Consider the following 12,749-nt stretch of genomic DNA (forward strand, 5'->3'; position numbering starts at 1 on the left):
AAATCCGTTGAATTGAAAATTAGCCCGCTATTCATAACAAGACATCAGGCTTCTGCAGCCAAACCGCAACAGTCCGTCTACTGATGCTCCGTTATCACTGACTGCCAAACTGGCTATTCTGCGCGTTTTTTCAGCCCCCATGTGGAGTCACCATGCATTTGAAACTGAGACTTATCCACAGCGCACTGATGTCCGGCATTCTCAGTCTGCTGATGACCTGCTGGATCACCTACATCAATCTGGGCTACAGCAGCCACTTCTTTGGTTTGTGGATGAAAGCCTGGAGCCTCGCCTGGCCACCAGCGTTTGTAATCGCATTCAGCACTGGCCCAGCCATCCTCAAGCTGGCACAACGGCTGTCGCGCTAACGGCTGCCATATTAATCCGCCACCATCGGGCGCGAACTTTTGCAGCTAGCGGTCAACGAACTCATACTTGCAACTATTTGGCCCGATTTACGCATGTAGTCTGGTCATACTCAGCCCTACTTGATGGAGACAGTCATGAAACACCAGGTTCTGTTGGTATCCCTGCTCACCGCTGCGGCAGCCGCACAGGCATCTGATGAAGCCCCCAAACAGCCACCGTTCTGGCAAGGCTTTGCCGAGCTGGGCACTATTGCAACCTCAGGCAATACCGACACCAGCAGCCTCAATGCCAAATTTGGCGCTGCCCGCAAGGGCATCCAGTGGGATTCAAATTACAAGCTGACCGCACTCACCAGCCGCGAAGACGGCGACGCTTCAAAGGAAACCTACTTTGCCTCAATGCAGTTTGACCGCAAGCTCAGTGAGCGTTCCTATATCGCCATTCACGCCCAGCAAGAGCGCGCCCGCTTTTCCGGTTTTGTCTACCAAAGCAGCGCCTCGGTTGGTTATGGCTACCGCCTCATCAAGAATGAAAAGCACGAGTTGTCGCTCGAGGCTGGCCCTGGTTACAGCCGCAACAAAGTGGAAGACACCAATGTGATTGAGGATGAAGGGATTGCCCGCCTGGTGGCCGATTACCACTGGAATATAAACAAGGGCACCTTTTTCATGCAAAACCTGACCGCTGAACTGGGTCAGGAGAACAGTACCTACACCAGCGAGACCGGTCTCAAAAGCCAGCTTAACGGCTCATTGGCGACCAAATTGACCTATACCGTCAGCTACGTCGACAAGGTACCGGAAGGCAACAAAACCACCGATACCGAATTCGGTGTGACTCTGGTCTACAGCTTTTGATAGCCGCTTGCAGCGCGCTACACCATTAAAAAGTAAAAAGACGGCCAATAAAAAACCAGCCTGATGGCTGGTTTTTTATTGGGTTCTATTGCCGCACACAACAGGGTGGCGTTATTCACCCTGCTGCTGGAATTCCGGTGGCCGACAGGGAGAATCCGGGTCATCTGGTGGACCACAATCCTCCGGCGGGCGTCCGGGGTTGCCGTCACGATCGTCCGGAGGCGGAGGCATATCGCTGCCATGGAAAGGTGAGCCCATCATGTCGTCGAGTTTGGGCCAGCTGCGTCGTTGCTGCTGTTTACGCTGCTGTACCTGTGCCAGCTGTTCACTGGTCAGCACTTCGCTCAAGGCCCTCTCAACCCCAACCCGGCCTGCTTCAATCTGGCTGTGGTCAACCGGCCAGCTGAACTGCTTGATCAGTTCGTCAGAAAGTCCCTGCAACTGCTGCTGCTGGTCTGGCGAAAGATTCACGCCCCGCACCATACGGGCAATCAGGTCAGCGGTGGCCCGACTGTGGAAATCCTGCACAATCTGATCTGCTTGCTGACGTTGCTCTGTTGTCAGCACCGATTGCAGCTCGATCCGCATGGAAGCAGATAAATCACGGGTGGCGGTGCGTTCTTTCAGCCAGCGCTGTTCATCAAAACTTTCGCCCCAGCCTGGGCCAAGGTTTTCCCGCAGCTTCACGAAGCGCTGCTGATAGTCGGTTTCAATCCGCTCAATGCGGGTCTGCTGACTTTTGCTCAACTGCAACAGTTCAGTCCAGTCCATAACCCTGGGGCGTCCTTCAAACGCCATGACCTCAAGGCTGAACAAGCAGCAGAGGCATACCAGGACCAACTTGATTCGTTTCATAAAACCCCTGTCAGGGATGGTTTTTGTCAGCGAGGACTGTAGCGCAAAGCAGCTGACCTCTCATTGCTATATTCGTTATAGTCAGCAAAGAAGTGTCCGGCATCACCTGATCGGGTGAGCGGCGGAATTTTCTTTCAAACCGGCAAGCTGGTTATCATAGTCAGCCGGTGAATGATGAGATGTTAGTGATGAGTGATTTCGAAGACGATTTTTATCAGGAGATGCAGGACGTCAAGCCGCTGCAGACCAGGTCGACAGTCGCCCTTCGGAAAGGAGATATTCGACTGGCCTCACAAGAGGCTCGACGCCTGGCAGCCACAGATGACACACCTCGCGTAGACCCCAACCATCTGCACACCACAGAGGTCAAACGCATTGGCCCCCACGATGTGGTAGGTTTCAAGCGGCCGGGGATTCAGGACGGTGTATTCCGCAAGCTGCGACTCGGCAAATACGCCATGGAAGCACGTCTTGACCTGCACCGCCGCACCGTGGAAGAAGCCCGCCGCCAGCTGTTTCGCTTTGTGCATGACTGTATGGAACATGATATCCGCAGCGTGATGGTACTGCCCGGCAAGGGCGACCGTAACGAAGGCGACCCGGCGGTGATCAAGAGTTATTTGGTGCACTGGCTGGAGCAGCTGGATGAAGTCCAGGCTTACCATACGGCGCAGCCTCAACATGGCGGCGCTGGTGCTTTTTATGTGCTGCTACGCAAAAGCGAGCGCAAGAAGCAGGAAGCTCGCGAGCAATTCAGCAAGGGCCGTTTGTAAAACGGCTGCGGTTCCACTCCCCGGCTATTCCACGCTCCAGACATTCCAACCCATCTGACTAACCCGCCAGCCAGATGGTGCTGCCACATTCCCTGCCAGCATCCTGCCCTGCCAACATGTAGTAACCCGCTGTTACCCATAACCTGCGCCCGCCTTTCACACTGTTTCAGGTCACTCCCCCGAGTCTTCGGGAACCCAATCTGATAACACGAGTAAGGAGCACACCATGGCCAAGGTATTAATTATTGCTGGCGATTACGTTGAGGACTACGAACTGATGGTGCCGTTTCAGGCACTGCAAATGGTTGGCCACAGCGTTGATGTGATCTGCCCGGACAAGCAAACCGGTGAGGCTGTCCGCACCGCCATTCACGACTTTGAAGGCGACCAGACCTACAGCGAAAAGCCCGGCCATAACTTTATTCTCAACGCCAGTTTTGCCGACACTGACGCCAGCCAATACGATGCACTGCTGATTCCAGGCGGCCGTGCGCCGGAATATCTGCGCCTCAACGCTACCGTAATTGAGATGGTCAAACACTTCCACAGCAGCAACAAACCGATTGCGGCTGTGTGCCATGGTGCCCAATTATTGGCAGCTGCCGATGTGATTCGTGAACGGCGGGTATCTGCCTACCCTGCCTGTGCGCCGGAAGTAACGCTGGCTGGCGGCCTCTACGCTGACATTGAAGTCACCTCGGCAGTGACCGACGGCAATCTGGTGACTGCGCCAGCCTGGCCGGCTCACCCCGCATGGTTGGCTCAATTCAACCAACTGTTGGCAAACATCTGAGCGCCAATTCCCTACAATCCCGTTTACCCCGGCTGCGGCTGATGGCTCTGTGGCTGGTAGCTCTGCGGTTGGAAGCTCCGCAGTTGGTGGCTCCATCGACGCCGGGGTATTGTGCTGTGATCCATTGACGCAGACTAACGGGATCGTCAGGAGGTTTGTATGTGTGAGATTTATTCCGGTGCAGAACCCGAATTATTCGAACTGAAAACCCGCTCCATCCGTATCGACGGTGTGGTGACCAGCATCCGGCTGGAAGCTGTGTTCTGGCACTTGCTGGAACAGATTGCGGCGGAAGCCGATTTGACGCTGGGGACCTTTATGACCCGAATTCACCGCGAAGTTGTAGCACGACGCGGCGAACCCGGTAATTTCACATCCTTGTTACGAGTGGCCTGCACCACCCACCTGAATCAGGGGCAGCGTTTGCAACTGCCCTCTGAAACAGTCGTTACCCAGTGATCTCGACAGGCCGGTTAACGCAAAAACAGCTGGTAGGCGGTGTTTTCGGTTTCATCCCAATACGGATAACCCAGCTCAAGCAGGTATCCCTGCAGCTGTTCGATCTTGTCGTCGCTGACCTGCAAGCCCACCAGCGTGCGGCCACTGGCAGCACCGTGGTTGCGGTAGTGGAACAGCGATATATTGAAACGCTTGCCCAGCGTGCGGAGGAATTTCAGCAGCGCCCCCGGACGTTCCGGGAATTCAAACCGGTACAGGCGTTCATTGGTGACGCTGGCGGGCGCCAGACCACCCACCATATGACGAATATGGTATTTCGCCACTTCGTTGTCACTCAGGTCCATGACCGGATAGCTTTCTGCCCGCAGCTCGCTGATCAGTTCAGCCCGTGCGCCCGGCTCAGGGCCGACTTTCACACCCACGTAAATCTGTGCGTGCTCGCTGTCGCCGAAACGGTAGTTGAATTCGGTAATCGGCCGCTTGCCCAGCAGTGAGCAAAAACGCTGGAAGCTGCCCGGCTCTTCCGGAATGGTGACCGCCAAAATCACTTCGCGGCCTTCACCGATTTCGGCCACTTCGGATACATAACGCAGACGATCGAAGTTGACGTTGGCACCGCTCAATACTGCAATCAGGTTCTGCTCTTCACAGGCGTAACGCTCGACGTATTTTTTCACTCCGGCCACCGCCAGCGCACCGGCCGGTTCGGCGACGGCACGGGTGTCGTCGAAGATGTCTTTCAGCGCCGCACAGATTTCATCCGGCGTAACCGTGATCACTTCATCGACACATTCGCTGGCAATCCGCCATGTTTCCTCGCCAATGGTAGCCACTGCCACACCGTCAGCAAAGATCCCGACTTCTGGCAGCGTCACCCGCTGACCGGCTTCCAGAGCCGCCGCCAGACAGGCAGATTCGGTACTTTCCACGCCGATCACCTTGATCTCCGGCTTCAGCGCCTTGATGTAGGCCGCAACACCAGCCACCAGACCACCGCCACCAACCGGTACAAATACCGCATCGACCGGCTGTTTCATCTGTCGGAGGATTTCCATCCCGATGGTGCCCTGACCGGCAATCACTTCCGGGTCATCGTAGGGGTGGATATAGGTCATGCCCTTTTCCGCCACCAGCTTCTGCGAGTAGGCAAAAGCTTCATCAAAAGCATCGCCGTGCAGCACCACCCGGGCACCACGAGCCTTGACCGAGCGCACCTTGATATCCGGTGTGGTACGCGGCATCACGATCACTGCCTTGATGCCCAGCTCCTTGGCCGCCAGAGCCAGACCCTGGGCATGGTTACCAGCCGAAGCGGCGACCACGCCACGGGCTTTTTCTTCTTCGGTCAGCTGCGCCACCTTGTTGTAGGCGCCACGAATCTTGAAGGAATAAACCGGCTGCTCATCTTCACGCTTGATCCAGATCTGGTTCCCCAAACGCTCCGACAAAAACGGGGCAATGTGCAGCGGCGTCTCGATAGCAACATCGTAAACCCGTGACGTGAGGATTTTGCGCAGATACTCGTTCAGCATGATGATTTCTGGTTACCTTGCATTAAAGCGATTGAACTTCAGATGGTATGGATAAGTCTGTTGGAGAGAACCGGGAGACCCGTTGATGCCCAAAGCAAACACTCTTCAAACCCGGATTTTACAGCCAATTTTTCCAGCATTGTAACGCACGTCACCCTATAATGTGCGGCAAACAGCACCCAGACAGTGAAGCACTATGACTCAAGACGAACTCAAGCAAGCGGTTGGCGAAGCCGCCGTGCAGTTGATTCTGCCAAAGCTGGAAGAAGAATCGATTATTGGCGTTGGCACCGGCTCAACCGCCAACTGTTTTATCGATGCCCTGGCCAAACACAAACACCTGTTCGACGGCACGGTTGCCAGCTCCGAAGCCTCGGCCCAGCGTCTGCGTGATCATGGCATTGCTGTCTACGACCTCAACAGCGTCGACATGCTGGAGTTCTACATTGATGGTGCCGACGAAGTTAACCACAAACTGGAAATGATCAAAGGGGGCGGTGCCGCCCTGACTCGCGAAAAGATTGTTGCGGCGGTGGCCCGTCATTTCGTTTGTATTGCCGACGCCAGCAAACTGGTGGAAACCATGGGAGCCTTCCCGCTGCCGGTAGAAGTGATCCCGATGGCGCGCTCCCACGTTGCCCGCGAAATCGTCAAGCTGGGTGGCGATCCGGTTTACCGTAACGGCGTTGTTACCGATAACGGCGGCCACATTCTGGATGTGCATAACCTCAGCATCACCGCGGCCACCGAACTGGAAAGCAAGATCAACCAGATCACTGGCGTCATCACCAACGGCCTGTTCGCGCTGCGGCCGGCCGACACCCTGTTGCTGGGCACCAGCGAAGGCGTGAAGACCCTCACCGCCAAGTGAGTTAACAACGCATGACGGCAACCGCCCCGCCAGGAAGGCCAAGGCTGCTGATGGCAGCCTTCAAGGGCCTGATTCTGAGCTTCGCCCTGATCGGCTTGCTGACCATCACAGGCCTGCTGCTGACGCTGGCGCTGTTTCCGTCATTATTGCTCGGCGCTATAAACCAGCTGCCGCCGATTGCCAGCTCGGTACTCGGCTTCCCGCTCGACTGGCGCGTCAGCCAACTCGACTTCCACCAGCTGACGCTCGACCAATTCGATACCGAACTGCCGGATGGCAGCCGTATTCAGCTGCAACAGGCCGAACTGCACTACGACTCGTTAGGGCTGTTACGCGGCCAGCTGCAACAACTCAGCATCACCAGCCTGACCATAGAGCCGGGCCAGACCAGCAGCCAATTGGCTGCCGCCGACGCGCGCCAGCGCAGCGAACAGGTTGCCGCCCAGCTGGAGCAGGAATGGATTGATCTGCCAGCATTCCAATCGCTGCTGCAGCTACCGATTGATCAAATTCGTATCGACCAGCTGCAGTTTGTACACCCGCTGATGAATGCCAGTCTGCTGGTTGCCATCGAGCCACAACATTGGCGCATCGCCGGTACCTTGCAACCGCTGCCACAGCAACTCGACAAATCCTGGCAGCTGGAATTGCAGCTGCTCAACCCGGCCACGACGGACTCATCAACCTCACAGGGCCAGATACTTGGCCAGCTGAAAGACGATCAAACCTTGCTGGCACACTGGTTTGCCAGTATTCAACAGGATGACAGCCTGACGCGCCTGAACCTGCGTCAGGTGGTGGTCTTGCCAGCGCTGCTGCAACTGGCCGATGAGCTGCCGCAACTCACCGAAACACAACGCAAGCAACTGGCGCCACTGCAACAACTCAACAAGTTTGACAGCCAGTTACAGCTACAAATGCCGAACCATCTGCGCTGGCCCGATGATGTTGATCTTGCACTCGTTAGCCAAGTCGACAGCCAACAGAACAAGGCGGTCAGCCTGCTGTTTAACAACGACAGCGGCAAGGCCAGCCTGACGTTACAACCCAATGCCCAGCAACAGCTGGCCCGACTGTCACTGCAACACTCGCCAGCTGAGAACTGGCAGCTGCAATTACAGCTGGCGCAATTGCAAATCCGGGGCAGCCAGACCGATACCAGTAACGAAACCAGCCCTGCAACCCAAGCCGAACCACTGCGCTGGCAAACCCGGCTGGCCAGCAGCCTTGGCCAAACAACCCCGCTGCTCAAAGCCAGCTGTGATCAGCCACTGCAACAGTGCCAGCTCAGCAGCTCGCTTCAGCTGCCTTATCAGCTCAGCGGTGATGGTCTTGCGGCCAAAGGGGATCTGAGCCTGCCGCTGACTCTCAACTGGAGCGAGCAAGATGGCTTCAACCTGCAGCTGACAGCGGCTGCCAGCAGCCAGCTGCAACAAGGGGATTTACAAGCCAATGCCTCGCTGGGATTCAACAGTAGCATCAGGCTGCCTGCCGAAGCGCCAGGTCGACTGCAGCTAAACCTCAGCCAGGCCAGTCTGAAAATTGAACCCGCAGCGTTGGCAGGCTGGCAAACCACCCCACTGCAATTCGACCAAACAGCTGAACTGCAACAACAGTGGGATATTTCCGGTGATTCGCCACGCCAGCTGGAGGCAGGCCAGCTGCAACTGGCGCTGCAAAGCCTGACGCTGCAGCCAACCGCCAGCCAGATCGAAACGACGCCCTTGCACCGCAAGACCCGGCTGATACTGGGTGCCAGTCAGATCAACTGCGATCCGCTGATCGAACAGCCGTCCTGTCGGCTGTCGATGCGCTTGCGGTCGTCACAGTGGCAACAGTGGCCAGTGCCTGACGCCCGCTTGAATGCCGATGCCATCGTCAGTCTTGCCGAACAAAAACTGCTCGCCAATGCCGACCTCAAACTGGCTAACAGCCAGATCGATCTGGTCACCCGACTGCAACATGATCTGTCATCCGGCAGCGGTGACGCCCAGTTCCGAATTCGCCGAGGCGAACTGGCGTTCAGCGGCCTGGGCATTAGCAATCTGGCAGACCTCACGGGTCTTAACGTGTTGTCCGGCAGTCTCGCCGGTCAGGGCTGGATCGACTGGAACCTGAACCAGCAAACCTTTGAACCCAATCTGATGTTACGTAGCGACAACCTCAGCCTGGTCTATGACAACCGTTTCACCGCCGAGTCGCTGAACTGGTTGCTGGCCTTACGACCGGCTGCCGAAGGCTACAATATCAACGGCCAGCTGAGTGCCCGCAGCCTCAACAGTGGTATTGAAATTTCCGATCCGGCCGCCCGCGCCGACATCACTCTGGCCCGAGACTTCAGCTGGTTCACCGCCGATCTCAACGAAATGAATCTGCGTCTGCTTGGCGGCCAGATTTATATCCCGGCCGTACGCTACGACAGTCGCAAACCGGAAAATGCCTTTGCCATCAAGGTTGATGCGCTGCAGCTGGGTCATCTGGCGGCCCTGGAGCCGTCTGCCGAGATCAAGGCTGAAGGGGCGTTAGATGGCGCCTTGCCGATTATCCTTGGCCCTGACGGCCCCAGCATTCCACAGGGAACCCTGTATGCCCGCTCGCCCGGTGGCGTGATTCGTTATCAGAGCCAGGCCAGCATTGCTCTCGCCCAGACCGATCCGACCGTTGGCCTGGCCATGAAGGCACTGGAAAATTTCCAGTTCAAGCAATTGAGTTCCGACGTCAGTTATCAGCCGGACGGCTCACTCAACCTCGGGCTCAAATTTGAAGGCCATAATCCGGATTTTTTTGATGGCCAGGCCACCCACCTGAACGTCAATCTCGACTACAACCTGCTTGATCTGCTGGCCAGCCTGCGGGTTGCCGATGATCTGATCGCCAGGCTGGAAAACAAATACAACGGCCAGCGCTAAACCGTCATCAAGCCGTGCCACACTGGCGCACCAATGACCTTGCCTCCGGATCGTCGAAGTTTTACACCGCGGCACCAAAATCACTGTTGCAAGCCGGACAAAATCAACCTTTCCGCTGCAAACAGAGCTACAATCCCCGCAGTTTTTAACGGGTAACCCAGGAGCACATCATGGCCTTTAACGATTCTCAGCGAATGTTTCCGGAAACCCGCATGCGTCGCATGCGCCGGGATGACTTCAGCCGCCGTATGATGCGCGAAACGGTGCTCACCACCAACGACCTGATTTACCCGATGTTCGTGATGGAAGGCCATCAGGAACGTGAACCGATTCGTTCAATGCCAGGTATCGAACGACTGTCCATTGACGAGCTGGTAAAAGAAGTCAAATACCTCTATCAGCTGGGCATTCCCTGTATCGACCTGTTCCCTTACACCCCGGCGGATGCCAAGTCAGAAATGGCCGAAGAGTCCTTTAATCCCAATGGTCTGATCCAGCGTGCTATTCGGGCGATCAAGGATGCCGTGCCGGAAATGGGTGTGATGACTGACGTGGCGCTGGACCCGTTCACCACCCACGGTCAGGATGGCATCATTGATAAAGAAGGTTATGTGCTCAACGACATCACTGTCGAAATCCTGGTAAAGCAGGCGTTGTCCCATGCCGAAGCCGGTGCCGACATCGTTTCACCATCCGATATGATGGATGGCCGTATTGGTGATATCCGTGCTGCGCTGGAAGAAGAAAGCTTCGTCAACACCCGCATCATGGCCTATTCTGCCAAGTATGCGTCGGCGTTTTACGGCCCCTTCCGGGACGCCATTGGCTCTTCCGGTAACCTCGGCAAAGGCAACAAGTACAACTATCAGATGGACCCGGCCAACAGCGATGAAGCCCTGCATGAAGTTGCACTGGATCTCGCTGAAGGCGCCGACATGGTGATGGTCAAACCCGGCATGCCGTATCTCGACATCGTTCGCCGGGTCAAGGGTGAGTTCAAGGCACCAACCTTTGTGTATCAGGTGAGCGGCGAATACGCCATGCAGAAAGCCGCTGCCATGAATGGCTGGCTGGACGACGAAGCCATCATGGTGGAGTCACTTACCTGCATCAAACGCGCCGGTGCCGATGGCATCCTGACCTACTACGCCAAACAATATGCAGAATGGCTTAACCGTTAATCAGAAAGGACCAGCATGAGCGAAGAACAAGCCCCAGAGACCGTAATTGATCTCAACAGCAGCGAGTACTACATCAATCGCGAACTGAGTCATTTGCAGTTCAACATCCGGGTACTCGAGCAGGCGCTCGATGAGAGTCACCCACTGTTGGATCGTTTGTTCTTCCTCTGCATCTTCAGCAAGAACCTTGATGAGTTCTACGAAGTGCGGGTCGCCAACCTGACCCAGCAGCTGACCTTTGCACGCGAACAGGCCGGTGCTGACGGCATGCATCCGCAACAGGTACTGCGGGAAGTTCACGATCGCTGCAGCATCACGGTTGAGCGCCAGTACCGCATTCTCAACGAAACCATCCTGCCAGCCCTGGAAGCGGAAAATATCCACTTCCAGCGCCGCCGCGACTGGACCGAAGAACAACGCCTGTGGATCGAGGAATATTTCCGCGACAACGTCCAGCCGCTGGTCAGCCCGATTGGTCTTGACCCTTCGCATCCATTCCCACGACTGGTTAACAAGAGCCTCAACTTTATTGTTGAGCTGGAAGGCAAGGATGCGTTTGGCCGCGAAACCGGTCTGGCGATCATTCCGGCGCCACGTTCATTGCCGCGTATTATCCGCTTTCCGGATCAACTGACCGCCGGTGGCGATCACTTTGTTTTCCTGTCGTCAGTCATTCACGAGCACGCCGCCGAGCTGTTCCCCGGCATGGAAGTCAAAGGCTGTTACCAGTTCCGGGTAACCCGCAATGCCGACCTCGAAATCGACGAAGACGGCACCAACGACCTGGCTTCCGCGCTGGAAGACGAACTGCACTCTCGTAACTTCGGTGAGGAGATGCGCCTTGAAGTGGCCGACAACTGCCCGATGGAGCTGGTGCAGTTCCTGCTGCGCAAATTCAGTCTGGAAGAAAACGACCTCTATATGGTCAACGGCCCGGTCAACCTCGGTCGCATGATGGAAGTGATTGGCCAGATCAACCGGCCAGACCTGAAATACACGCCGTTTACGCCGGGTTTGCCAAAGAACGTCAAGTTCAAGAAAAGCATCTTCGAGAGCATGCGTGAAAAAGACACGCTGCTGTTACACCCGTTCGAATCCTTTACCCCGGTGGTCGACCTGCTGCGTGAAGCGGCCAAGGACCCGGGCGTGCGGGCGATCAAACAAACCCTCTATCGAACCGGTGCCAAATCCGAGATCGTTAACGCGCTGGTTGATGCCGCCCGTAATGGTAAGGAAGTCACCGTCGTGATCGAGCTGCGGGCGCGCTTTGATGAAGAGGAAAACCTCTATCTGGCCAACCGTCTGCAGGAAGCCGGTGCGGTGGTCGTTTACGGTGTGGTGGGCTACAAGACCCACGCCAAAATGATGCTGATCGTGCGCAAGGAAGGCGATCGCTACAAACGCTACGTGCATCTCGGCACCGGTAACTACCACGCCGGTAACGCCCGCGCCTACACCGACTACAGTTTCCTCACCAGCAACGACGTGATTGGTGAAGACGTTGCTGCCGTATTCCAGCAACTCACCGGCATGGGAGCAGCACTGAAGATCAAGAAGCTGTTCCACGCGCCGTTCACCCTGCACAAAAAGCTGATTGAACTGGTCGATCGTGAACGAGCCCACGCCGAAGCGGGCAAGCCAGCGCTGATTCGTCTGAAAGCCAATGGTCTGACCGAACCCAAGTTTATCAAGGCGCTCTATCGCGCGTCCCAGGCTGGCGTGAAGGTCGAACTGATCATTCGTGGTATGTGCAGCCTGCGGCCGGGCGTGCCGGGAGTATCCGAGAACATTCAGGTACGTTCCATCATCGGCCGTTTCCTCGAACATACGCGGGTGTATTACTTCCAGAATGATGGCAAGGACGAAGTATATGCGGGTTCTGCCGATCTGATGGAGCGTAACCTGCTGAACCGGGTGGAAACCGCCTTCCCGATTGAGAACAACAAGCTCAAGGAACGGGTAAAAGCCGAACTGCAGGTATATATGGACGACAACAGCCAGGCCTGGATTCTGCAGTCCGATGGCTCCTACGTCCGCAGCCAGCCTGCCGAAGGGGAAGAAGTGATCCGCGCCCAGTCGATTCTGCTGGCCAACCTGGCTGCCACTTCCAGCTGATCCCAAACGGCTGTTCCGCCCCACTCTCCAGTCGG

Annotated in this window: 11 protein-coding genes; 9 read left to right on the forward strand and 2 right to left on the reverse strand. The window is 56.3% G+C overall.

Going from position 1 to position 12,749, the window contains the following annotated elements; translation table 11 throughout:
• Positions 1-152: 152 nt before the first annotated feature.
• Together K6123_RS00260 and K6123_RS00265 are read left to right on the forward strand one after the other, a co-directional pair.
• The gene (locus K6123_RS00260) at positions 153-368 is read left to right on the forward strand and encodes a DUF2798 domain-containing protein (protein WP_343223933.1); all 216 of its coding nucleotides are present in this window, start codon (positions 153-155) and stop codon (positions 366-368) included.
• 135 nt (positions 369-503) lie between these two features.
• Positions 504-1,226: a DUF481 domain-containing protein gene (locus K6123_RS00265; RefSeq protein ID WP_221792980.1), complete on the forward strand. Its 723-nt coding sequence runs from the start codon at positions 504-506 to the stop codon at positions 1,224-1,226.
• A 111-nt stretch (positions 1,227-1,337) separates the two neighbouring features.
• Here K6123_RS00265 and K6123_RS00270 read toward each other — a convergent pair whose 3' ends face one another.
• On the reverse strand, positions 1,338-1,997 hold the full coding sequence (locus K6123_RS00270; RefSeq protein WP_221792983.1) for a hypothetical protein: 660 nt from the start codon (positions 1,995-1,997) through the stop codon (positions 1,338-1,340).
• 272 nt (positions 1,998-2,269) lie between these two features.
• On the opposite strand from K6123_RS00270, the gene smrA reads away from it, so the two are divergent.
• From smrA to K6123_RS00285, 3 genes are all read left to right on the forward strand, one after another.
• On the forward strand, positions 2,270-2,854 hold the full coding sequence (gene smrA, locus K6123_RS00275; RefSeq protein ID WP_221792984.1) for a DNA endonuclease SmrA: 585 nt from the start codon (positions 2,270-2,272) through the stop codon (positions 2,852-2,854).
• Between the two features lie 226 nt (positions 2,855-3,080).
• Complete coding sequence (locus tag K6123_RS00280; protein ID WP_221792986.1) at positions 3,081-3,647, forward strand: DJ-1/PfpI family protein; 567 nt, start codon at positions 3,081-3,083, stop codon at positions 3,645-3,647.
• A 159-nt stretch (positions 3,648-3,806) separates the two neighbouring features.
• Positions 3,807-4,106 (forward strand): ribbon-helix-helix domain-containing protein, encoded by a 300-nt coding sequence (locus K6123_RS00285; RefSeq protein WP_221792988.1) that lies wholly within the window; start codon positions 3,807-3,809, stop codon positions 4,104-4,106.
• Positions 4,107-4,120: 14 nt separating this feature from the next.
• Here the strand turns inward: K6123_RS00285 and ilvA are convergent, their stop codons facing one another.
• Positions 4,121-5,638 carry a threonine ammonia-lyase, biosynthetic gene (ilvA, locus tag K6123_RS00290; protein WP_221792990.1) on the reverse strand — a complete coding sequence of 506 codons (1,518 nt, stop codon included), beginning with the start codon at positions 5,636-5,638 and terminating at the stop codon, positions 4,121-4,123.
• A 196-nt stretch (positions 5,639-5,834) separates the two neighbouring features.
• Here ilvA and rpiA point away from each other — a divergent pair, with 196 nt between their 5' ends.
• The 4 genes from rpiA (at position 5,835) to ppk1 (ending at position 12,714) form a co-directional block, all read left to right on the forward strand.
• The gene (gene rpiA, locus K6123_RS00295) at positions 5,835-6,509 is read left to right on the forward strand and encodes a ribose-5-phosphate isomerase RpiA (RefSeq protein WP_221792992.1); all 675 of its coding nucleotides are present in this window, start codon (positions 5,835-5,837) and stop codon (positions 6,507-6,509) included.
• A 50-nt stretch (positions 6,510-6,559) separates the two neighbouring features.
• The gene (locus K6123_RS00300; protein WP_221792995.1) at positions 6,560-9,418 is read left to right on the forward strand and encodes an intermembrane phospholipid transport protein YdbH family protein; all 2,859 of its coding nucleotides are present in this window, start codon (positions 6,560-6,562) and stop codon (positions 9,416-9,418) included.
• Between the two features lie 170 nt (positions 9,419-9,588).
• Positions 9,589-10,599: a porphobilinogen synthase gene (hemB, locus tag K6123_RS00305; protein WP_221792996.1), complete on the forward strand. Its 1,011-nt coding sequence runs from the start codon at positions 9,589-9,591 to the stop codon at positions 10,597-10,599.
• A 15-nt stretch (positions 10,600-10,614) separates the two neighbouring features.
• Positions 10,615-12,714: a polyphosphate kinase 1 gene (gene ppk1 / locus K6123_RS00310; protein ID WP_221792998.1), complete on the forward strand. Its 2,100-nt coding sequence runs from the start codon at positions 10,615-10,617 to the stop codon at positions 12,712-12,714.
• Positions 12,715-12,749: the final 35 nt, after the last annotated feature.

This window comes from Oceanobacter mangrovi, from assembly GCF_019740315.1.
In the GTDB taxonomy this organism is placed as follows: Bacteria; Pseudomonadota; Gammaproteobacteria; order Pseudomonadales; family Oceanobacteraceae; genus Oceanobacter; species Oceanobacter mangrovi.